The organism is Chryseobacterium sp. FG46 (assembly GCF_057809135.1).
The window spans coordinates 21,989-46,967 of record NZ_JBMDJJ010000008.1; the positions used below are offsets into that span (position 1 = coordinate 21,989).

The 24,979-nt window shown below is 37.0% G+C and carries 13 protein-coding genes; 7 read left to right on the forward strand and 6 right to left on the reverse strand.

Annotated elements, in window-relative coordinates; all coding sequences use genetic code 11:
- Window positions 1–90: 90 nt before the first annotated feature.
- The 3 genes from ACODR7_RS07925 to ACODR7_RS07935 all read right to left on the reverse strand — a co-directional run bounded on the left by ACODR7_RS07925 (window position 91) and on the right by ACODR7_RS07935 (window position 5,607).
- Window positions 91–1,122 carry a bestrophin family protein gene (locus ACODR7_RS07925; protein WP_110367592.1) on the reverse strand — a complete coding sequence of 344 codons (1,032 nt, stop codon included), beginning with the start codon at window positions 1,120–1,122 and terminating at the stop codon, window positions 91–93.
- A gap of 213 nt (window positions 1,123–1,335) precedes the next feature.
- Window positions 1,336–3,408, reverse strand: a complete 2,073-nt coding sequence (locus ACODR7_RS07930) for an alpha-ketoacid dehydrogenase subunit alpha/beta (protein WP_488838551.1) — start codon at window positions 3,406–3,408, stop codon at window positions 1,336–1,338.
- 75 nt (window positions 3,409–3,483) lie between these two features.
- Window positions 3,484–5,607: a S8 family peptidase gene (locus ACODR7_RS07935; RefSeq protein ID WP_488838552.1), complete on the reverse strand. Its 2,124-nt coding sequence runs from the start codon at window positions 5,605–5,607 to the stop codon at window positions 3,484–3,486.
- Window positions 5,608–5,872: 265 nt separating this feature from the next.
- On the opposite strand from ACODR7_RS07935, the gene dnaE reads away from it, so the two are divergent.
- From dnaE to ACODR7_RS07950, 3 genes are all read left to right on the forward strand, one after another.
- Window positions 5,873–10,540, forward strand: coding sequence for a DNA polymerase III subunit alpha (gene dnaE, locus ACODR7_RS07940; protein WP_488838553.1), 4,668 nt, complete (start codon window positions 5,873–5,875; stop codon window positions 10,538–10,540).
- Window positions 10,541–10,885: 345 nt separating this feature from the next.
- Window positions 10,886–14,164: a fibronectin type III domain-containing protein gene (locus ACODR7_RS07945; RefSeq protein WP_488838554.1), complete on the forward strand. Its 3,279-nt coding sequence runs from the start codon at window positions 10,886–10,888 to the stop codon at window positions 14,162–14,164.
- A gap of 170 nt (window positions 14,165–14,334) precedes the next feature.
- Complete coding sequence (locus ACODR7_RS07950; RefSeq protein ID WP_488838555.1) at window positions 14,335–16,659, forward strand: GEVED domain-containing protein; 2,325 nt, start codon at window positions 14,335–14,337, stop codon at window positions 16,657–16,659.
- 188 nt (window positions 16,660–16,847) lie between these two features.
- On the opposite strand, the gene ACODR7_RS07955 is transcribed toward ACODR7_RS07950, so the two are convergent.
- On the reverse strand, window positions 16,848–17,006 hold the full coding sequence (locus ACODR7_RS07955; protein WP_156121462.1) for a hypothetical protein: 159 nt from the start codon (window positions 17,004–17,006) through the stop codon (window positions 16,848–16,850).
- Window positions 17,007–17,050: 44 nt separating this feature from the next.
- On the reverse strand, window positions 17,051–17,878 hold the full coding sequence (locus ACODR7_RS07960) for an ion transporter (protein ID WP_488838556.1): 828 nt from the start codon (window positions 17,876–17,878) through the stop codon (window positions 17,051–17,053).
- Between the two features lie 446 nt (window positions 17,879–18,324).
- On the opposite strand from ACODR7_RS07960, the gene ACODR7_RS07965 reads away from it, so the two are divergent.
- From ACODR7_RS07965 to ACODR7_RS07975, 3 genes are all read left to right on the forward strand, one after another.
- Window positions 18,325–19,422, forward strand: coding sequence for a Nif3-like dinuclear metal center hexameric protein (locus tag ACODR7_RS07965; protein WP_488838557.1), 1,098 nt, complete (start codon window positions 18,325–18,327; stop codon window positions 19,420–19,422).
- Between the two features lie 2 nt (window positions 19,423–19,424).
- A complete protein-coding gene (locus tag ACODR7_RS07970) occupies window positions 19,425–20,201 on the forward strand; it encodes a zinc ribbon domain-containing protein (protein WP_488838558.1) in 777 nt (258 codons plus the stop codon).
- 393 nt (window positions 20,202–20,594) lie between these two features.
- A complete protein-coding gene (locus ACODR7_RS07975; RefSeq protein ID WP_488838559.1) occupies window positions 20,595–21,554 on the forward strand; it encodes a hypothetical protein in 960 nt (319 codons plus the stop codon).
- Between the two features lie 164 nt (window positions 21,555–21,718).
- Here ACODR7_RS07975 and ACODR7_RS07980 read toward each other — a convergent pair whose 3' ends face one another.
- The gene (locus tag ACODR7_RS07980; protein ID WP_488838560.1) at window positions 21,719–23,497 is read right to left on the reverse strand and encodes an AMP-dependent synthetase/ligase; all 1,779 of its coding nucleotides are present in this window, start codon (window positions 23,495–23,497) and stop codon (window positions 21,719–21,721) included.
- A gap of 335 nt (window positions 23,498–23,832) precedes the next feature.
- Between ACODR7_RS07980 and ACODR7_RS07985 the strand changes: the two genes are divergently transcribed.
- Complete coding sequence (locus ACODR7_RS07985; RefSeq protein ID WP_488838561.1) at window positions 23,833–24,972, forward strand: acyl-CoA dehydrogenase; 1,140 nt, start codon at window positions 23,833–23,835, stop codon at window positions 24,970–24,972.
- Window positions 24,973–24,979: the final 7 nt, after the last annotated feature.

Genomic DNA, 24,979 nt, shown 5'->3' on the forward strand with positions numbered 1-24,979 from the left:
AAAACAATGAACTTTAAAACATATTTTACTGAATATTTCTGGTTTTATCGAAATTCTTAAACTCTGTTTTTAATAAAATGACCTCAGAAATTATACTAAGACTCCGTTTTTGGAAGCAATAGGATCAGGTAGATCTGTTTCTCCACTCATCTGAAGGAGGTCTATTTCAATCGTCCTGCAGATAGATAACATAGGAACGTCAAACATTAATCCGGCAAAAGGATTTTCAGAATAATCTCCTACCAGCTCCATAATAATGTAAATCCATCCGATGATGATGCAAAACGGAATAGAGGTCCAGATTCCCCAATCGCCCAATTTGGCAAATTCATTGACTAATCCAAGCGGAAGAAGCATAATGAACAGAATGTTGAAAACAAAGGCTGTGCTGGCAAACTGTCTTGGAGAAGGAAATTTCTTGATTCTTTCTGCCTGTCCCTGGAAATTATAGAATTCATTCAAAGCGTTTTGAAGCTGAGTCTGGTTGAATTCTGTAATGGCATTCATGTTTTTCAGTTCATTGATATCTTTGGCCTGCTGGGCAATCAGATATGTAGCAAAGTTTTTATAATCATTTTTTAGCTCGTATTCTTCTTCTGAAAGATATTTGTGCAGGAAAATTGGCGCTCTCCCATAATCAGGAAAACCAGCCTTAATCAATCTGTTTCTTCGCAGGTTGATATTCCCGAATTTATTATTTTCTGTACTGATATGTTCCCATTCTGTGGGAATCAGAAGCTGTTCCCGGAAAGTATATAACCATGCAATATGACGATAAACGATTCTTCTTTTACGGTCTTCAAGATCAAAAACACCAATTTCTTCATTTTTTGTATCAAAAGCATACACCATAGAAGCAAATGAGCGGCTGGAATTCACAATTCCTCCCCAGATTTTTCTGGCTTCCCAAAGTCTGTCATAGGCCTGGTTGTTTTTGAAACCCACAAGGAATGCTTCTGCTGTACCAATCAGAGCCACAGGAACCCATGGAATTGTCATCCACTGCCAATTGAAAAAATAGAATAAGACAGCTATCAGAGTACACCAGATAGAAATCAGTATAAGATGAAAACCTGATAAATTGAGAACCTGTTTGTAATTGACGTATTTGGTTGTAATCATAAAGATAGATGTGTTTTGCGTGTATAGACAAAATAAGTACCAAACTAGGATTAATTCTATTTCGTAATATCTGTCAGATAATAGATAATTGAGTTTTGCTGGTTTATAATCGACTAGAATTTAGATTGATAATGTTAAATAAAAGTAGTGAAAAAATTGCATAAAAAAACCTCTAAAAATATGTAGAGGTTTTAAGTTTAAGTTTATGTAAAATTAATATTTAAGCATTTCTTCGATCTTACTGCTGAGCTTTTCAGCATTTGGAAGCATTTCTTTTTCCAGAACCAGATTGATCGGAACGGCAGGTATATCCAGTGATCCCATTGTTTCTACCGGAGCATCAAGATATTTGAAGCAGTTTTTAGAAATACGATGTGCAAATGCTTCTGCAAAAGAGTTATTAAGCTGTTCTTCAGTAAGAACAATACATTTTCCATGGGCTTTTACTCTTTCAAAAACAAGTTCTTCATCCAGAGGAATTAATGTTCTTAAGTCAATCACTTCCACTCTTCCGTTGAAATTCTTAGCTGCTTCTTTAGCCCAGTAAACTCCCATACCGTAAGTAACCACTAACAAAGTTCTGCCTTTTTCAGTTTCATCTTTATCAGCTTCAATAATCACTTTACCTTTTCCGAATGGAAGAACATAGTCTTCAGCAGGCTCTATCGTTTTGGCATCTTCAGTTCCCGGGACTTTACTCCAGTACAACCCTTTGTGCTCCAGCATCACTACCGGGTTCGGATCATAATAAGCTGCTTTTAGCAAACCTTTAAAATCTGCAGCATTACTTGGGTATGCTATTTTGATTCCTTTGATATTGGCTAAGATACTTTCCACACTTCCACTATGGTAAGGACCGCCGCCGCCATAGGCTCCGATAGGAACACGGATGATATTGCTTACCGGGAATTTTCCGCCACTTAAATAACTTGATTTTGAAATTTCCGTAATCAACTGGTTGATCCCCGGATAAATATAATCTGCAAACTGTACCTCAACGATAGGTTTTAATCCCACAGCACTCATTCCCGCCGTAGATCCAATGATATAAGCTTCCTGAATGGCTGTATTGAATACTCTTTTGCTGCCGAATTTTTTTCCTAAAGTAACCGTTTCACGGAAAACTCCACCAATTCTTTCTCCTACATCCTGTCCGTAAAGAAGCGCTTCAGGATGTTTCCACATCAATTCCTGTATAGCGTGGATGGCAGCATCTACCATGACAATTTTTTCTCCGTTGGCAGGCTCGCGTGTTCCTGTTTCCTCTGTGATTGGAGTAGGAGCAAAAACGTGCTGCATTACAGTTTCAGGCTTTGGGTCTTCTGCATTCTTAGCTTTTTCAAAAGCTTCTTCTGCTTCAAGACGGGCCTTTTTAGTAATTTGCTTTAAAAGATCCTCATCAGTACCTGTTTCCAGTAAATGTTTTCTAAGGATTTCTCCCGGATCTTTAGCTCTATGCTTTGTTAAATCTTCTTCGTCTCTATAGAATTCTCTTCTTACTCCGGAAGTGTGATGACCAATCAATACCGTTTTTGCACAGACAACCAAAGGTTTTCTTTCTGTTCTTACAAAGTCCACGGCTTTTTTCATGGCTTCGAAACTTTCCACAAAATCAGTTCCGTCTACTCTCATTCTGCTTAATCCGGTGAATCCTGCTACAAAATCATAAGCGTCACAGGTTCTTGCTTCGTCTTTAGTTACAGAAATTCCCCATTCATTATCCTGAACCAGGAAAATGATAGGAAGCTGGTGTAAAGCGGCAAACTGTAAAGCTTCACTCACTTCACCTTCCGTAACGGAATTATCTCCAAGGCTGCAAACCACAACAGGGTTGTTTTCAAAATTCTGAAGGTTGAAATCCTGAATATATTTGATTCCCTGTGCTACTCCTGTAGTAGGGATAGTCTGCATTCCTGTGGCAGAACTCTGGTGAACGATTTTGGGTTTGTTTTCATCCCTGCTTGAAGGGTGTGAGTAATAAGATCTTCCTCCTGAAAAAGGATCATCAGCTTTAGCCAGTAACTGAAGCATTAATTGGTAGGGTTCAAAACCGATTCCTAAAAGAATACTTTCGTCTCTGTAATAAGGAGAAACCCAGTCTTCTTTCTTTAGCTGATAGGCTGTTGCAAGCTGTATGGCTTCGTGGCCTCTTGATGTACTATGAACGTATTTACAGACATTTCTGTTTTCTTCGTAAATATCTGCCATTGCTTTGGCCAGCATCATATGATTATACGCTTTGAGTAATATATCCTGAGAAACTTTTTCGTGAAGTGCATTTTCCATAGGAAGCAAATATACACAAAAAAACAAAATACTAACAACTGTTAGTATTTTGTGTAAAATCTTTGTAGATATAGGTTATTCCTTGATCACTTTTTTAGAAATAACATCTTTGTCTGTTTTTACTTCAATGATGTAAATTCCTTTTGTGTAGGCGGATAAATCTATTGCTTCTTTATCATTGTTAATAATACCTGTTTGTAGTTTTTTACCTGAAAGATCATAAACATTAAAAGTCGACTTTTTAGGAGCTTTTAATATATTGGTAAAGTCTTTTACCACAGTTGGAGCCACTGTTACAGCATTCATTGCAAATCCGGTCTCTTTAGCTCCCAGTACTTCGGTAAATCCTGTTACGATGACAGAGTAGTTTTGGGGAGAAGTAACACTTGGGGAAGCGTTATTTTTTAATGTTCCTTTATGGGAAATTTCAATTCTATAAACAGCTCCTGGTGTTGGGTTGTCAATAACTACCTGTTCTACGTTATCTACTGTGTTATCTCCTTTTGTTGCAGGCAACATAGGATTGTTTGCATTCAGTTTCCAAGGAAGGTATGTTGTATTGTTTGCTGTATTGATAATCTTTACATCTAAATCATTAATTAGTCTTGAGACTCTGTTGTTGTATAAATTATCCCATTGATTCGTAATATTGGTATATTCCGGATCAATCCAGGATATGGTTACTTTTAAGGGTTCAGATCCTGATGCTTTAACTGTTTTAGTATTAATACTACCATTATTTAATGTTTCATCATTAAATATGATAGTGTTGTTGGATTTTCCTACAAGAAGTTCAGCACCTTTTTTTGCATTGATGTATCCCCAGCCGTACCATGGATCTGGGCCTATCTGACCAGCTTCAAGAGCTGAGTGCACCATTAAAGTTTTTGAAGCAGAAGCAATAAGCTGAGCATTGTTGAATAAAGATTTATAAATCTGCATCCAAAGTCCAATAATCCCAGCTACCTGAGGAGCTGCCATTGAGGTTCCGCTATTAATTTGCCAAGTTATACTTCCTGTTGTATTTTCTGCTGTAGAAGCCATCCAAACATCGGTACCTGGAGCAGAAATATCTGGTTTTATACCACCATCATCTCTAGGACCTGCGCTGCTATAATCAGATTTTAAAACATCTGTAGCTGCAGTATATCTATTATTGTTTGTTGTAATAGGATCAGTTGCGCCAACTACAATAATGTTTTTAGCCAATGAGCTGTAACCTATACAGTCATAGCCCTGTGCACAGTTAGCAGGTGGTTCTGTACCTGTTGCATAAGTAGAATATCCTGATCCGTTATAATAATAAGCTGTTGTGGTACTACCTGAATATCCTGGTCCGAATCCGAAATAATTTCCGGCAGATTTCACGATAGTATACGTTGGGTTATTATACACGATAGCATCATAAGATCGATCATTTGTATAATAAGTTCCCATTAGATCGTAATTAGTTCCTGAAATATAATTTCCTCCCCAATACCATCCGTTGGCAGGATATCCGTTTGCCGTAGTTTTATAATCCCAGGCAGCATTTACACCATAAGAATGATTGGATATTTTAGGTTGAGCTAGCAATATTTTATCAAATACAGTACTTGTAGATGAGTTTCCCGGCAGTGTTGTTGTTGCAAATCTGTAAGAATCCATTGTAGAATTTAATGCAATTCCCATTGCATTTCCTGTGATTGTTACTCCATTACTTGTACCTGACAAAGGTGAAGATTTTGCACCGATAATACTTGCTACTCCTGTTGAATGTGCGCTGTAAGCATTAGTTGCTGCTTCTTTATTGGAAATTCTGCCTGCTGCATTATTGAAGGCAGTATGAGCTTCATAAATTCTGCCCCCGTCAAAAATTGCATATACAATTCCTTCACCTTTAAATGATCCGGCTAGTCCATTAACACCTCCCGCAGTTGTTAAGGCATCAACATTGTTATTTAAAATTTGAGTTTGATCTTCTGACTGATAAAAGTTTGGAACATTTCCACTAAACCCTGCCAGATTTTCTCTCATTTCCTGAATTTTTTTTTGAGTTTCAGGATTTCTATCACTACCAAATCTTTTTGAAACATAAGAGTCAAACTTTTCATTATTCTCTTTGTTTTGCCTTTCAAATTCTCTCTTTAAACCATCGTTGTTTTGTGCACTTACTAAAGCTATTGCTAATGTGCTGATGAGAAGTAGATGTTTCTTCATGTTAGTTGTTGAAATATTAAAATTGTAATCCTTCAAATATATGGTGAATATTTAATTATTGATAATTTTTGGTAAATAATTCTAATTTTTTTTAATTAATTTTTAATATTTTATTTCAACATTATTTGAGTCGGTTGTTTTTTTACAAAAAATAACTGTTTAACTATTCTGAATGTTGTAGGTTTTTGTGTTTTATCATAAACTAATAATTGGAAAAAATGGAGTAACTTTACATTCTCTTTTTATATAAAAGTTAGAACATTATATGTATTTAATTTTTGACACAGAAACAACCGGTTTACCAAAAAATTTCAACGCTCCGCTTTCAGACTCGGATAACTGGCCAAGAATGGTTCAGATTGCATGGCAGGTGCATGATGATGATGGAAAATTGATTGAAAACCAGGATTATATAATAAAACCTGAAGGGTATGATATTCCCTTCAACGCAGCACGTATTCACGGGATCACAACCAAGATTGCCAATGAAGAAGGACGGGATCTGCAAGAGATTCTTGAAGAGTTTTCTAAAGTTCTTGAAAGAGTAAGAGTTGTATCCGGACATAATGTAGAATTCGACTATAATATTGTAGGAGCAGAGTTTTACAGAAAAAACATGAAGGATAACCTTCAGGAAAAACCCAAAGCAGATACCATGATTTTGGGAACCGATTTCTGCCAGCTTGGCGGAGGACGTGGAGGAAGATTCAAGCCCCCGAAACTTGAAGAATTGTATGAAAAACTTTTTGGAAACAAATTTGATGAAGCCCATAATGCTGCTGCCGACGTAAATGCTACTGCCAGGGCTTTCTTTGAAATGGTAAGAATTGGAGTAGTACCCGCTGAAACATTAAAGATTTCCGAAGATCAGCTCGCTTATTTCAGAAGTCTTTATCCGGATCCTGTCAAGCCTTTCAATATTGTTATCAGAAGGCAGGTTGCAGATTTTCATAATAAGAAAAAGCAGCAGGATTTCGGAAGTATTGATGAGATTGATTTAGGTAAATATTTCAATTTTGATAATCACAGTGTTTTCTCCACACTTACTGCTACTTCAAGCATCAATGATCTGATTAGAAAAGCTTCTGAGGAAAACTTCCCTGCCGTAGGTATGGTGGACTTGGGAAACATGATGGGTGCTTTTAAATTCGTTTCAGCAGTGGAGGGTGCTAATGGTGACAGGGCAAAGAAACATAAAGAATACCTGGCAAAAAAACAGGAAGCAGAAGAAAACGGAACAGAGTTTAATGAAGTTGAGCCTGCTTCCGAACCACTTATCCCAGTTGTAGGTTGCGAATTTTATATTTCGGAGCGTTACGAGCAAAAGCAGTTCACCAAAGATGATCCGGACAGGAGAACTCAGGTAGTGCTGTTGGCAAAAGATTTTAACGGTTATAAAAATCTCGCAAAACTTTCCAGCATCGGATTCCTGAAAGGATTCTATTTTGGAGTTCCAAGGGTGAGCAGAGAGTTGATAGCCCAATATAAAGAAGGGGTTATTGCTTTAACTTCCGGAATTATGGGAGATATTCCTGATGCGATCTTAAATACCGGTGAGCAGAAAGGGGAAGAACTTTTCAAATGGTGGAAAGAGACCTTTGAGGATGATTTTTATGTACAGATTCAGAATCATAAACTGCCTGAAGAAGAACATTTAAATGAAGTTCTGTTGTATCTGGCGGATAAATACGATGTTAAAATCCTGGCTCAGAACGAAACTTTTTATACCAATAAGGATGATTCTAATATCCAGGATATTGTAAGCTGTATTAAAGATGGGGAAAAACTAACAACACCCGTTGGAAAAGGATTTGGTAAAAGAAGAGGTCTTGCGACAGGTGAGTATTATATCAAAAGTTCCGATGAAATAAAAGAAGCCTTTTTAGCTTATCCTGATGCGTTTGATGCTTATGAAGAATTTACGGCAAAATTTAAACCCTATACTTTAAAAAGAGATGTACTTCTTCCTAAGTTTGATATTCCGGAAGAGTTTATTCATGCAGAAGATGATATAGACGGAGGAAAAAGAGGGGAGATGGCTTATCTTACCTATCTTACCTATGAAGGAGCCAAGAAAAGATATGTAGAAACCGGAATAACAGATGAAATTAAAGAACGTCTTGACTTTGAGCTTGAGGTTATCGCCAATACCGGTTATCCAGGGTACTTCCTCATTGTACAGGACTTTTGTAATGAAGCCCGGAATATGGGAGTTTGGGTTGGCCCGGGAAGGGGTTCTGCCGCAGGATCAGCAGTAGCGTATTGCATCGGAATTACCAATGTGGACCCAATTAAATATGATCTCCTTTTTGAGAGATTCCTGAATCCGGAAAGGATTTCCATGCCTGATATTGATATTGACTTTGATGATGAGGGACGAGATAAAATTATCAAATGGGTAGTTGAAAAATACGGGAAAACTCAGGTAGCACAGATTATTACTTACTCGGTGTTGGGTGGTAAATCTGCTATTAAAGATGCCGGAAGAGTTTTGGATGTTCCGATTCCTGATACCAATAATATTGCCAAGCTGATTCCTCCGAGTCCGGGAATGAACATTGCAAAAGCCTTAGCGAAATACGATAAATTAAAACCGGAAGAACAGATGCTTGTTGATGAGATGAGATATGTTCTTAACAGTCCTGATGATGCACGGCACGGAGTTTTGGCAAGTGCCAAAAAGATGGAAGGCTGTATCAGAAATACCGGAATTCACGCCTGTGGTGTTATTATTACACCGGAAGATGTGAGTAATCTGGTTCCGGTGACAATAGCGGCGAAAGATGCAGATATTCTGGTGTCTCAGTTCGATAACTCCGTTGCGGAAAGTGCCGGCCTTTTGAAAATGGACTTCCTTGGGTTGAGAACATTGACTATCATTAAAGATGCATTGAAGCTGGTAAAAGCAAGATATGATATAGATATTGATCCTGATCTTATCCCGCTTGATGATACCAAAACGTATCAATTGTTTAAAGAAGGAAGAACAGTGGGAATTTTCCAGTATGAAAGTCCCGGGATGCAAAAATACATGAGGGAGCTTAAACCGACAGTTTTTGCCGATCTTATTGCCATGAACGCATTGTACCGCCCTGGCCCTATTAAATACATTCCAAACTTCATCAACAGAAAACATGGAATTGAAGAAATTGTTTACGACTTACCGGAAACAGAAGAATATTTAAAAGAAACATACGGGATTACCGTTTATCAGGAGCAGGTAATGCTTTTGTCCCAGAAACTGGCCAACTTTACGAAAGGTGAAGCCGATACTTTGAGAAAAGCAATGGGTAAAAAGCAGATTGACGTTCTTAATAAAATGTACCCGAAATTCATTGAAGGAGGTAGAAAGAACAACCTGAATGAAGAGAGATTAGAGAAAATCTGGAATGACTGGAAGGCCTTTGCAGAATATGCCTTCAATAAATCCCACTCAACGTGTTATGCGTTCATTGCTTATCAAACGGCATTTTTAAAAGCCAATTATCCTGCAGAATATATGGCGAGTGTGATGAGTAACAACATTAACAATACAGATTCAATTACCATGTTCATGGAAGATTGTAAAAGTATGGGAGTAGATGTTTTAGGGCCGGATGTGAACGAATCTCAATACAAATTCTCTGTAAACGAAAAAGGGCAGATCCGTTTCGGATTGGGAGCTATTAAAGGAATTGGCGAAGGGCCAAGTGAAGCAATTACAAGAGAAAGAGAAAACGGAAGATTCAAGAATATTTACGATTTCTTTGAAAGGATATTGCCTTCACAGATGAACAAGAGGGTAGCTGAAAGTTTAGTGCTTGCTGGTGCTTTTGACGAATTGGATGCTTTTCACAGAGGACAGTATTTTGATATTGATATGGCTGGAAAGACAAATCTAGAAAGACTGATCAGATATGGACAGAGCTTTCAGGAAAGCAAAAATGAAATGGAACATTCTTTATTTGCAGATTTTGCAGAAGAAGTTCAGATTGAACAGCCAAAATTAGCACCATGCCCCGAATGGCCGAATATGCATAAGCTTAATAAAGAAAAAGAGATTATTGGTTTCTATCTTTCTGCGCATCCGCTGGATGAGTTTAAGTATCAGTTCCAGTTTATGCAGGGACAGCTTTCCAAAAAATCGGTTCTTGAGAAAAATGATGAAGATAAAATAGTAACAGATGAAGCGCCTGTTTTGGAACAGGACGCCCAGGATGAAGCTGCAGATCTTACGGAAATTGTATCGGATGATGTAGTGGCGGGTGAAGAAGAAGTAGTAGAAGAAGTGACTAAAAAAGCAGAGCCAAAAGGAAATTTCTTATTCCTGAATCTGGATGAGGTAGATGCTTACAAAGAACAGGCTTTTTCGAATAAACAGGAAGAGTTATTTGAAGAGAAAAAGAAAGACTGGAAAACCCTTCAGAAAGAAAGAGAAAATGGAGGTGGCGGAAAAGAATATACTGTAGCCGGCCTTATTACCGAATATAGAGTTCAGGATGGTTTCAGAAGTGGTGAGAAAGTAGCTTTTGTTACTCTGGAAGATTATTCAGGTTCATACTCATTCAGGCTTGGAGATAGGGACTATATGAGGTTGAAAGAGAAGTTGGAAGTTCAGAGATTTGTTATTTTTAAAATAAAATTTGCTCAGGTAAAAGATGGAAGAGTCTTCGTGAATGTAAATGATGTGATAGAACTTCAGGAAGCATTTGAACGATTTGCTAAAAGTATATCTTTAGTAATGGATGTAATGGATGTAAGGCCTGAAGATCTTGATTTTTTCAGAACGGTTCTCGATAGAAATAAAGGAAATCAAAAACTGAAATTCTTTATCAAAAACCTCGAAGATGACTCTCATATTGAAGTGCAGTCTATGAAGCATTCGGTGGATCTCAATGGAGATCTGATTAAAGAAATTCAGCTTCTGAATAAATATGAGTTTTATTTAAACTAGAATAGTAGATTATAATATATAAAGAGTGGCTTATGTCACTCTTTTTTTGTTTATACATTGTTAATATTCATGAAAAATTTTAAATAGTTTTTTATGTTAAATAGAAAAAAAATCTGAAGTCTATTTTAATTGTATATTAATTAAATATCTGATTATCATTTAATTAATATTTTTCAATGAATTATGAAATAAATCTTAAAATTAAATAAACGTTTGGTTTTATTGTATTTTAATAGCTATTTTTTTATTTTTTATTTAATGTTTTGTGGTATTTTTAAATATTTCGTTTAAAAATTAAATTAATATTTATAAATTTACCGCCCAAACTATTATTATTACTATTTTATGAAGAAATTACTACTTTCGTGTTTAGCTTCCGTGAGTATGGGAGTTTATGCACAAACTGATGTCGCCAACTATACTTTTTCAAAAAGTACCGGGGTGGCTTATACTTCCATTACAGGAGGTACGAAATTATTCCCTTCCGGGACTAACACTACTTACGACAATGATGTATCTGCAGCGATTCCACTGTCTTCTCCTTTTAATTTTGGAGGTGTTGCCATGACAACATGCTATGTGAGTGCCAATGGATTTATAACATTTGGAGCGGCTCCTTCCGGGACAAATTATACTCCTTTGTCTTCTTTGGGTTCTACTACAGGAGCAATTTCTGCTTTTGGACAGGATGGAGGTTTTTCATCATCAGATACAACTCAGCCAGCAGGAAATCATGAAGTTCGATATGAGGATCTCGGAACTGAATTTGTTGTACAGTGGCAGGATCATGCCAACTACTTTAACCGATCTACAGAAAAATTAAATTTTCAAATCAGATTGGTTTACGCTACTGGTGAAATAAAGATCATTTATGGAAGCTGTACAGATCCGGGAACCAGTACTTCAGGAAGTACTCCACAGGTAGGGATAAGAGGAAACAGTACTACCTTTGCATCCAATGTAAATTCCCTGATGATAGGAAACGTACCGTCCGGAACTACCTGCGATTGGTCTAAAGCTGTTACCGGTAATGCTAATAACAGCACAATGGTTTTTTCCAGTACAACCAATGCTAATGTTAAAATCCCGGCTGGGTTGCAATATAAATGGACACCAGGCACACAGGCTCCGGTTAGGACTTTTGCGGCTGCCACTGCAATTACTAATAATGCTGCCACTGTAAACTGGACGGCTCCGACAGGTGCAACAGCTTACAATGTTCAGTATAGAGAAGTTGGAAGCTGTGATTGGACCGATCTTGTTGGTAATCCGGTTTCTGCCGCTTCAGCTACAATTTCAGGTCTGACTCAGAATACGAGCTATCAGGTTCAGGTTCAGGCTTTAAATGGATCAGTGCAATCCATATATTCTCATATTCCAAATGCAGCCGGAACGGGGAATGGGTATATCTCCTCAGGGTCTTTTACAACTACACCTAACTGTGCAAGTACGGTAACAGGTCTTTCTTCTTCTGCTGTGACTCCTGAATCAGCAACAATAAGCTGGACAGCTTCTACAACACCTCCAGGTAATGGATATGAGTATTATTATTCCACATCTTCAACAACTCCGCTTGCAACGGCTACGCCTTCAGGATCTGTAGTTGCTGGCGTAACAACAGCTAATATATCTGGTCTGACTCCTTCAACTCAGTATTATTATTGGGTAAGAGGAAACTGTAATGGGACAGATAAAGGAGTTTGGTCAAGCTCTGCTAACTTTACAACACTTGGTCTGTGTCCTACTGTTACAGCCCCTGCATCCAGTGCTACAGGAGTAAGTGTAACACCTACGATCACATGGAATGCAATAAATGGCGCAGCCGGCTACAAACTGAAAGTTGGAACTACCTCAGGAGGAAATGATATTCTAGATATAGATATTACTGGTGGAGCTAATAATTCTTACACTTTCGCTGCTCCTTTAAGTTTTGCTACTACTTATTATTATTCTGTAACTGCTTATACAGCTAATATTGCAGGGCCTGCTACTGCATGTACGGTAAGATCATTCCAGACCATATGTAATTCATCTAATTTACCTTATACTTTAGATTTTGAAAACGTTACAACACCTGCATTACCAATTTGTACAACAGTGGTTAACAGTGGTTCCGGAAATTTATGGAAAACAGCAACGGCTCCGACTGGTTTTACAGGGAAAGTGCTTAATTATTCCTATAATAGTTCTAATGCTGCCAATACATGGTTTTTCACACAAGGGCTGAATCTTACAGCTGGAGTTAGCTACAGAATTAAATATAAATATGCAAATGCAACTGGTACAACACAATATCCTGAAAGAGTAAAAGTTGCTTACGGATCTTCCGCTACAAGTGCAGCAATGACGAATATCATAGCAGATCATGGTAATATTATCGGAGGAGCTGTTACAAATACTTTTACAGACTTTACGCCAAGTGCAACAGGTGTTTATTATATAGGATTCCAGGCATATTCTCTTGCTGATATGAACCAGATTTATGTTGATGATATCAATATAGATGTGACTCCTAGCTGCTCTGAACCATTGGCTGTTACTGTTTCAGGGATGACAATCAATGCAGCAAATGCTTCCTGGACTGCCCCAGCTACCGCTCCTGGAGTTGGATATGAATATTACTATTCTACAAGCAGTACAGCTCCTACAGCGTCTACTGCAGCTTTAGGAACGAGTACTACAACTTCAGCTCCTTTATCCGGACTTTCTCCTTCTACTACTTATTATTTATGGGTGAGATCGGTTTGTAGTTCTTCTGATAAGAGTGCATGGAGTATTGTTGCTACATTTAATACTCTTTGTGGAACTGTTACGGCACCTTTTGTTCAGAACTTTGATAGTGGAGCAGCACCAAACTGCTGGAATAATATAAATCCTGCAGCAACAACTACTGATGCTACTCTTTTCTGGAAATTTGCAGGAAGTGCAGATTATGGTGCAAGTCCGGCTAATAACGGCAAGGCTGCAGGTACGTACGCTTGGGTAGACGCAAGTTCACCATATGCTGGAGCGGGTGTTAATACCGTGCAATTGGTTACTCCTTCTGTAAATTTAACAGGATTAACTGCACCTATTGTTTCTTTTGACTGGTTTAAAAATCACTCTACAGTATCTACTACTACGGTTTCACCTTCTACTTATGATAATAATAAGCTTACCGTTGAAGTAAATGATGGAAACGGCTGGGTAGCCATCTTTAGTGATAATACCAACTTAAATCAATGGAGAACAGTTGCTGTTCCATTAGCAGCTTCTTATATCGGAGCAACTATTCAGGTGAGGTTTACTGTAGATAAAAATGTGAGTGGTAATGGATATTACTATGATGATGTTCTTTTAGATAATGTTGAAATAAAACAAAACCCTAATCTGGCAACTTCTGAAACTACAGTAAAAGAAAATAAGATTAATGTATATCCTAATCCGTTTACTGATACGCTAACAATTTCTGATGTATCCAAAGTGCAGTCTGTTTCAATTGTTGATGTTTCCGGAAGATTGATTAAAACCATTGAAAAACCTTCCTCTGAACTTCAGTTGAGAGACCTTAAAGAAGGATTGTATTTGGTTGTTTTGAATATGAAAGACGGATCTAAACAAACCGTTAAAGCAATTAAGAGATAAAATAATTTCTTATAAATAGAAAAAAGAGACTGTTCATTTCGAGCAGTCTTTTTTTTACAAGTGAAATTATCTTTTGTTAAAAGAAAATTTGTATTTGTTGTCATATGATGAAAAAAATATTTTTTTTGTTGTTGATTTTCACTAGATTTGAGTAAATAATATTGATTTATATGAAAAATTTTTTACTCGTTGGCTTATTAATGACTGGCTTTTTATCCTCTGCGCAGACGTATTGTACACCTGCGTTTGCTAGTGGCTGTAGTGGAGGGGATGTGATAGATACTTTTGCAATTCCGGGTGCCGGATTTGATCATTCTAATACAGGTTGTTCTACTGATGCCTATGGAGATTATACCTCTATGACGATCAACCTGAGTGCAGGTTTAAGTTATGATTTTAGCGTTAAACATGGTTACAGTGATCAGAATGTACGTATATGGATAGATTTCAATAACGACGGAACTTTTGATGATGCAGCTCCGGAACTTGTAGCTTCTGCAAGTAGTACGCTTGTGGGGGGAAACAATATAACCGCAGGACTTATAACAATTCCTTCTACAGTTACTCCGGGTACTTATAGAATGAGGGTAGCAGATCGCTTTTCCAGTGATCCTATTCCTTGTAATACAAATGGATATGGAGAAGCTCACGATTATACGGTCGTAATCGGTGCTGTTCCAACATGTTTTGCACCATCTGCTTTAACTGTTTCTGCTGTTACTGCCAATTCTGCCCAGGTAGGATGGACAGCGCCATCTTCAGCGCCAGGAAGCGGTTATGAATATTATTATTCAACTTCCAGTGCATATCCTACTGCTGCTACAGTGGTTTCCGGAACAAGCAGCGGATTAACTGCCAATCTGCCTTCACTTGCTCCAGCAACTACTTATCACGTATGGGTACGTTCTGTATGCAGTTCTTCAAATAAGAGTGCATGGTCTCAAATGGCAACATTTATGACGTCGTGTGTTGCTGTAGGAGTACCATACGCATTGGATTTTGAAAGTATAACCCCGCCTGATATCCCAGGTTGTACCTCAGTAGTTAATGATGGTGCAGGAAATATGTGGAAGACAGGTGATCTGGATGCTCAGGGATTCACAGGGAATGTTCTTCAGTATTCTTACGACTATGCTGATAATGCGGATACCTGGTTTTTCACCAATGGTATTAATCTTACTGCAGGAGTAACCTACAGAATTAAATATAAATATGCAAATGCAGAAGGAACTGTATATGCTGAAAAACTAAAAGTGGCTTACGGCACTACAGCTACAGGAGCAGGAATGACCAATACATTAGCTGATCATTCAAATATTGTTGTCAGCACAGCAACAAGTGCTTTTGCGAATTTCACACCCACAACTACAGGAGTTTATTATTTTGGATTTCAGGCATACTCTGATGCGAACATGAATCAATTATATGTTGATGATATCAATATAGATGTAGCACCAGTTTGTAGCGAACCTAATGCATTAGCTGTTTCAAATATTACTGCTGCAGGAGCTACGGTTTCATGGACAGCGGCTACCCCTGTACCTGCAAATGGATATGATATTTATTACAGCACAACCAATACAGCACCTACAGCAACAACCACGCCTAATTTTACAGGAGTTACAGCAACCACTTACAATATTCCTGGTTTAGCTGCCTCCACTGCTTATTATGTATGGGTAAGATCTGCATGCAGTGCAACAAGTAAAAGTATATGGAGTGATCATGCTACTTTTACAACATTGTGTTCAAGTGTGAATATTCCTTATACGATAGATTTTGAAAACGTGACTGTTCCAGATCTGCCTGGTTGTACAATTAATATTAATGCCGGAACAGGAAACGATTGGGAAACAATGGACCCTCCTTCCGATAGCCAGGGATTCACTACCAATGTGTTGAAGTACCAGTATAACTCTTCCAATTCTGGAAATGCATGGTTCTTTACACAAGGATTGAACTTAACCGCAGGAGTGCAGTATACAATCAGTTATAAATATGGTAATAACTCATCAACTTATGCTGAAAAATTGAAAGTTGCCTATGGAACTTCACCAGCAGCAGCAGCTATGACAGGCTCTATAGCAGATTATCCTTCAATCAATGATGGAATGGCCCATACAGAATCTATAACGTTTACAGTTCCTACAACAGGGGTGTATTTCTTTGGATTTAATGCGTATTCAGATCCGGATCAGTATAATCTGTATATTGACGATATTAGCATTAACAACGCTAATCTGGCAACATCTGAGGTGGCTATTGCGAGAAATACTATCCAGGTTTATCCTAATCCATTTACGGATGCACTGAATATTTCTGATGTGAAAAATGTAAAAAATGTATCTGTGACAGATGCTGCTGGAAGACTGGTGAAAACAATTGCTAATCCTGAATCTACAATCCATTTAAGAGATTTAATGCAAGGAGTTTACTTAGTAACACTTGAAATGAAAGACGGATCTAAGCAGACGATCAAAGCCATTAAAAAATAATTCATCATTTAAATAAAAAGGGAGGCGGATCATTGATGATCCGTCTTTTTTATGAAGATTGTATAGGATTTGATTTGAAAAGTATTGATGAAAAAAGATGAGTAAAATCGTTCACTCATCTTTTTTATTTTGTTCTGAAAATTCTGGTTGATTATAAATTGTTCCTGTCACTTATTACCCATTACTCATCATTTATTGGGTACAGGCTGTATTTCTCCTTTATTCATAAGGTCAAAAACAGTAGGGAAGAACATTACTAATATAAAGTAGATAATGATCATGAGTACAATCAATGCAAAAAGAATAATTACTAAGCTATTCGGTCTGTTTTTCTTTTTAGGTTCCATGATTTTGAGGTATTTGGTGAATAAATTTTACTTATACCAAGATATTAAGCTAATTTCTTGCCACATTTCTTACAATACCTTGCATCATCATCAATATCTTCATTACCACAGCGTTCACATATCATTTCCAGATTTTGTCTTTTGTTTCTCATTTCCGCTGTTACAATACCGGTAGGAACTGCGATGATAGAATAACCCGCCAGCATCAGAACAACAGCGAAAAACTTCCCTAAAGGCGTAATAGGCGATACATCACCATAACCTACAGTAGTTACCGTGACAACCGCCCAGTAAATAGACTGCGGTATAGTTTCAAAACCTTGTCTTCCACCCTCTACCATAAACATAAGCGAACCTACAATAACCGAGAAAATAATCAGGAACAAAAGGAAGATGTAAATTTTTCTTGAACTGTTCTTTAAAGCCCTTACAATTAAATATCCATCATTCATAAAATCCAGCAAATTGAAAATCCTGAAGATTCTCAACATTCTCAGCATCCTGAAAATAAGGAAATACTTAGTAATAGGAAAGAAAAAACTAAGGAAGAAAGGAACAAGAGCCAGAAAATCAATAATTCCGAAAAAACTGAATAGGTAACTCCGTTTATTTTTTACCACCGCAATGCGCATAGAATATTCCAGGGTGAAGAAAATTGAGATCACCCATTCAAGAATCAGAAAAGTATAATGGAATCTTTTATCAAGCTTAGGTACGCTTTCCATCATAATAATTGCAGTACTTGCAAGAATTAACGATAATAATATGATATCGAACAGTTTTCCAAGCTTCGTATCGGAGCGATAAATTATCCGGTAAAGGAATCTTTTCCAAAGAGCATCCTCAGGAATCAGATCATGTTCTCTTTCCATTTATATAAGGTTATTTCACGGCGAAGTTAATAATTTCCATAAAGCATACGGTAAATATATGATTGTTGAAAGAATCTTGCAAATGTTAACGAAAAACCTGTCATTGAAAAGTGAATTATTTAAATTAATTACTTGTTTTTTTAATTATAACAAATTAAAAAAACACGAATAAATAACATTCTTATCTTTTATTTCTATACCATTGCAGCCCCTGCGAGTCTTGATCCGGGAAAAGGCTATCATCTTTTTATGGAGTCTGATATAAACTGCAGTGTGGTAATAGAATCCTTTACCAGGGTATCTCTTTTTAAAGATTAACAGTCTTATGTTATTCTTTTTAACATCAAAATGAAACCGGTTAAGAAAGCCGGGTTTTAATGTTGTAGAATTTTTTCCGGATTTTTAGTAAAATCAATATCTTCGCTGTAACCGTAAAATATAAATTAATGAAGCTAAAAACTGTAATTGCAAAGATTGAAGAGGAGATAAGCATCAGACAGGCAGAAGATTTTGATAATGTAGGATTGCTGTGTGGAGTTTATGACCGTGATGTATCAGGAATTCTGGTTTGCCATGATGCCCTGGAAAATGTAGTAGATGAGGCGATTGAGAGAAACTGTAATCTGATAGTATGCTTTCATCCCATCATATTTTCCGGACTAAAATCCTTAACAGGAAAGAACTACGTAGAGAGAGCTGTTTTAAAAGCTATTGAAAATAAAGTAGCCATCTATGCCGTCCACACTGCATTTGATAATGATTTCTTTGGGGTGAACCACGGGATATGCAGCCAGTTGGGACTAAAGAATAAGAAGATTCTTCAGCCAAAGGAAAATAATTTAAAACAGTTGACGGTTTTTGTTCCCAAAGAATATTCAGAAAAAGTAAAAGAAGCGATGTTCCTGGCCGGAGCAGGAAATATAGGATTCTATGATGAATGCAGTTTTACGGTGAACGGTAACGGAACATTCAGGCCTGTAGAAGGTGCAAATCCGTTTTCGGGACAGCAGGGAATTCGCGAAAATGCAGATGAAGATATGATCTCTGTAATTTTTGAAGGGTTTAAACAAGGGCAGATTGTGGGGGCCATGAAGGCTGCACATCCTTATGAAGAAGTAGCCTATCAGGTTTATAGTCTGGATAATAAAAATCATCATGCCGGATTAGGCATGTATGGTGATCTGGAAGAAGAAATGGATGAAAAAGATTTCCTCAGGTTGGTAAAAGAAAAATTTGGTCTGGAGGTGATAAAACATTCTTCATTTAATAATAAAAAAATCAAAAGAGTAGGGGTGCTGGGAGGCTCAGGAGCAAGTGGGATAAGATCTGCAGCCTCCAGGAAATGTGATGCATACCTTACCGGAGATCTTAAATATCATGACTATTTTCTGGCTGAGTCTAAAATGCTGATCTGTGATATAGGACATTATGAATCAGAACAATTTGTTACCCAACAATTATTTGAAATTTTATCACAAAAATTTAGTACATTTGCAATTTCAAAATCTATTGAAAAAACAAACCCAGTAAATTATTTCATTTAAATATGGCAAAAACCAACGATATTTCAGTTGAAGAAAAATTAAGAGCTTTATACGATTTACAGATCATTGATTCAAGATTGGATGAAATCCGAAATACTAGAGGAGAATTGCCAATTGAAGTTGAAGATCTTGAAATTGAGATCGAAGGTCTTGAAAAAAGAGCTGAAAAATTTCATGCTGATATCAAAGAGCAGGACGATCAGATCAAAACAAAGCATGAAGTAATTAACCATGCTAAAACTTTAATTGAGAAATACAAATCTCAGCAGGATAATGTAAGAAACAATAAAGAGTTTGAAGCATTAGGAAAAGAAATGGAATTCCAGGAGCTGGAAATTCAGCTTGCTGAAAAAAGAATTAAAGAATTCGGAGCTAAAATTGCTCACAAAAACGAAACTTTAGCTGAACTGAATGCTAAGATCGACGATTTGAAAAGCCACTTGAAATTCAAGAAAGAAGAATTGGATGGTTTGATCTCTGAAACGCAGAAAGAAGAAGAATACCTTTTAGAGCAGTCTAAAGAATTCGCAGCTAAAATTGATGAGAGATTATTGGCTTCTTATAACAGAATCAGAACAAACTCTATCAACGGTCTTGCTGTTGTAGGATTAGAAAGAGGAGCTCCAAAAGGATCTTTCTTCACTATCCCTCCTCAAAAGCAAATGGAAATTGCTCAGAGAAAGAAAATCATTATTGATGAGCACTCTGGAAAAATCCTTGTTGATGATGAATTGGTAATGGAAGAAAACGAAAAAATGAAATCTGTAATTAAATTCTAATTATTGATTTTAAATTATACAAAAGCTGTTTCAGAAATGAGACAGCTTTTTTTATGGCAAATATAGTACGGTATTTTGATGTCGGTTGATAAAAGAGAAAATAATACTTATTTTTCTTGTTTTTTATTAATTATTTTAATTTTAATTAATAATATTAAATTATTACTACTATAATGTTTTTATTTGTATATTTACTGTAATGAAAAAGTATAATGGTTAAATAACTGACAGAGCTTCAGCAGGAGATATAGGAAGTAAGGCTTTATGGTTACAATAAAAGCAGACATATCCATTAACTATAGCTTTTGATCCGTTCAAAATGAGTTTTTTATAAATGATATTATTTGGATATTCTGATATTCAATTTAAACACAACCAGAAAAATTATATATCATGAAAAAATTGTTAGTGGGGTTTTTATCTCTTTTAAGTTATTGCCTGCTAGGGCAATTAGGGAATGTTGGTATTAATACAGTCACTCCTGGAAGTACATTGGAAATTAACGGAAGTCTTGCAGCACAATACCGGTTGGTATCGGCTAATTACAATATGACTATTACAGATTATTATGTAGCCTATAATGGCAGCTCAGTTGGTACCATAACACTGCCGGCAGCTGTTGCTGCCTATCCTGCACAGGGACATATCAAAGGCCGCGTATATTATATTAAAAACACAGGAAGTTTTAATGTTAACATAGCAGCCAATGGAAGTGAACTGATAGATAACCAGCCAGGTTCTGCCGTATCATCCATAGGATTGGGGCAGGGATGGGCTGCAATACTGATTAGCAACGGTAATACGGGTGCCGCGGTAACCTGGGAAGCAATAGTTGTCAATCCAAGTAATGCCATTAATACCATTATCGGCATGTCATCAAATTCTACCTATAGCTTACCTTCTACAGCAAACTTTAATTCAGGTATTCCGCAGGTGCTGCCTTTTACAGCCTCTGAAGTACAGATTAATCAAGGTTCAACAGCTTCGTGGGACGCTGCAAACAACCGCTTTGTCATTAATGAAACAGGTATCTATGAAGTGAATGCTCTGTCTTATTTCGGAGCAGGGGGAACCACAGGTGCCAGTAGTTATATTGGAGTGAACCTGGGTGTTACAAAAAACGGAACGGCTGCAGTTAACCTCATTGCTGGTAGCCGTGCAAACATAGGACAGCTTATTGCCGGAGCCGGAAATACACCTATTTCATTACATTGCCTGGTAAATTTAGTTGCTGGTGATGTTGTTTATTTAACGATGTTTAGGGGATCTTTTGATTCTGCTACAGGAACAGTGCAGTCACAGGCACCCTCCGGTGTTTCTGAGGCCCGTCATTTCAGTCTGAAGAGATTATAAAGGATGAAAAAAATATTTTCTTGTCAATGAAAAAAAATGTGTCCTAAAAGGCAGATGCATCTCTTGATAATCGAATATTTGAACATGTCTCCTGTATAGGAGGGGTACGAATAAAATCAACAAAAACAGAGGCTGCCCAAACTTTTTGGACAGCCTCTGTTTTTTTATTCATGATGATCATACATCTTATTATACAAAGCTATAAACTTCTCTTTTATTGCTTTTCTTTTTAGTTTTAAAGTTGGAGTAAGCAATCCGCTTTCAATGCTCCATACTTCAGGAGTAAGCTCAATTTTTTTAATTTTTTCCCAGTTTCCAAGGTGTTCATTGATGCCTTCGATTTCTTTTTCAATTCTCTGCTTCAACTCAGCACTTTTGGCAATCTCCTCCGGTGTAGTACCAATAGTAAGATTGTTTCTCATCGCCCAGTTTTTAGCAAATTCAAAATCAGGCTGTACCAAAGCACATGGCATTTTTTCACCATCGCCTACCACCATGATCTGTTCTATGAATTTTGACGCTTTCGCTAAATTTTCAATAGTCTGGGGAGCAATATATTTTCCTCCGGAAGTTTTGAACATTTCCTTCTTACGGTCGGTAATTTGTAAAAATCCGTCGCTGTCTATATGTCCGATATCTCCGGTTTTGAAGAAACCATCCTCTGTGAAAGCTTCTTTTGTCATTTCTTCATTCTGAAAATATCCTTTGAATACAGAAGGACCTTTTACGGTAATCTCACCGTCTTCCTGAATTTTAACCTTTAAATTATCCAATGGAATTCCTACCGTTCCCACTCTCATTTTATCAAAGCTGTTTACAGAAATTACAGGGGAGGTTTCTGTTAAACCATATCCTTCCAGAATTGGAATACCAGCATTCTGGAACATCAGGTTAAGTCTTGTAGATAATGCCGCAGATCCCGAAACTAAAGTCACAATTTCGCCGCCTAAACCTTCTCTCCATTTGGAAAATACAAGCTTGTCTGCAATGATTTCCTGAAGTCCGGATGGTTTGGAGATTACTTTCTTTTTACTGATCAGGTTCAACGCCCAGAAGAAGATTTTTGATTTTAATCCTCCTGCTGAAGATCCTGTATTATAGATTTTGTCATATACCTTTTCTACCAGCCTTGGTACTACAGTCATATAATGAGGTTTCACTTCTTTTACGTTTTCACCCATTTTCTCGATGCTTTCAGCAAAATAGAGAGAAAAACCATTGTACTGATAAAGATAGAACAGCATTCTTTCAAAAATATGGCAGATAGGAAGGAAGCTTAATGCTCTCGTCTCCTTGTAATCCAGGCTTCTTCTCTTTGGAATTCTCGGTATGGCTCCTAATACGTTTGAAACAATATTATTATGCGTAAGCATTACCCCTTTTGGTCTTCCCGTAGTTCCGGAAGTATAAATAATTGTTGCGAGATCTTCTGTGTTGATCGCATTAGAAAGATCATCTACTTCAATTTGCGTAGATTCATCCTTACCCAAGTCAAGAATTTCTCTCCAGTTGGCCGCTCCACTGATATTATCGAAAGTAAAAATTCCCTGTAAACTTGGGATATTATGTTTTACTTTCATTACTTTATTCAGCAGCTCTTTATCAGAAACAAAACAATACTGAATTTCAGCATTATTGAAAATGAATTCATAGTCTTCAGAAGAAATACTTGGATAAACCGGTACTGAAACAACTCCGATCTGAGAAAGCCCGAAATCCATAATTGCCCATTCTGTGCGGGAATTGGTTGTAATCAAAGCAATTTTGTCCCCTGGTTTTATCCCAAGCTTCAATAATCCCCTGGATATCTTGTTTCCCTCATTAATAAACTCCTGTGTAGAAGTTTTTCTCCACTCGCCATGATATTTTGTTACAAACATATCCGTTTTAGGATATTTTTCTAAAGCATAGTGTGGAATATCGAATAATCTCTTGATCGTCATGATTTTTTACGTAATTTATAAAGAAATTTAAATATAAGCATTTTTTTTAATTGAAACCCTCTCAAGGTAATAATTAGGAATTAGTTAAATGCTTACCATAACAGTTTGAATCAAAAAGGAGGCCGGAAGCTCTGAAATAGGGATTTTATATTTTTAATTATTCTTTTATAAGGATTTATTTTTCTTCATGTATTTTATATTGTCTTCTTGACGCATTATCCCGGATCCCGAAATGCGTATCAATTATCATTAAACCTGCCTTTTTTCCACTTTTAATTTATTTTTTCAGATTTGCTTAAAAAGTGTAAATTTACGGCTATCTAATTATTTTTTTTATGGACTTTAATTTATCGGAAGAACAGCTGATGATTCAGCAGGCAGCAAGAGACTTTGCACAGAACGAACTATTACCTGGAGTGATTGAAAGAGACCGTGACCAGAAATTTCCTGCAGAACAGGTGAAGAAAATGGGAGAAATGGGACTTTTAGGAATGATGGTAGATCCAAAATACGGAGGTGCAGGTATGGACAGCGTTTCTTACGTGCTTGCCATGGAAGAAATTGCAAAAGTGGATGCTTCTGCAGCTGTTGTAATGTCTGTAAACAACTCATTGGTTTGTGCCGGTCTTGAAAAATTCGCTTCTGAAGAGCAAAAAGTAAAATATCTTACTCCACTGGCCAGCGGACAGGTAATCGGAGCATTTGCATTATCTGAGCCGGAAGCGGGTTCTGATGCTACTTCTCAGAAAACGACTGCTGAAGACAAAGGAGATTACTATCTTTTAAATGGTATCAAAAACTGGATCACCAATGGTGGAACAGCTACTTATTATATCGTAATTGCACAGACAGATCCTGAGAAAAAGCATAAAGGAATCAATGCTTTCATCGTTGAAAGAGGATGGGAAGGATTTGAAATCGGACTGAAAGAAGACAAATTAGGAATCAGAGGAAGTGATACTCACTCTTTGATCTTTAATAATGTAAAAATTCCAAAAGAAAACAGAATTGGTGCTGACGGATTCGGATTCAACTTTGCTATGGCAGTATTGAACGGAGGAAGAATTGGTATTGCTTCTCAGGCTTTAGGTATTGCTTCAGGTGCTTACGAACTGGCATTGAAATATGCTAAAACAAGAAAAGCTTTCAAAACTGAAATCATCAACCACCAGGCGATTGCATTCAAATTGGCTGATATGGCTACTCAGATCACGGCTGCAAGAATGTTATGTTTCAAAGCAGCTTGTGAGAAAGATGCAGGAAAAGATATTTCTGAAAGCGGAGCTATGGCAAAATTATACGCTTCTCAGGTGGCAATGGATACTACTATTGAAGCAGTACAGATCCACGGAGGATACGGATATGTGAAAGAATATCACGTAGAAAGATTAATGAGAGATGCGAAAATCACTCAGATCTATGAAGGAACTTCTGAAATTCAGAAGATCGTGATTTCCAGAAGCATTGCAAAATAACATTTTA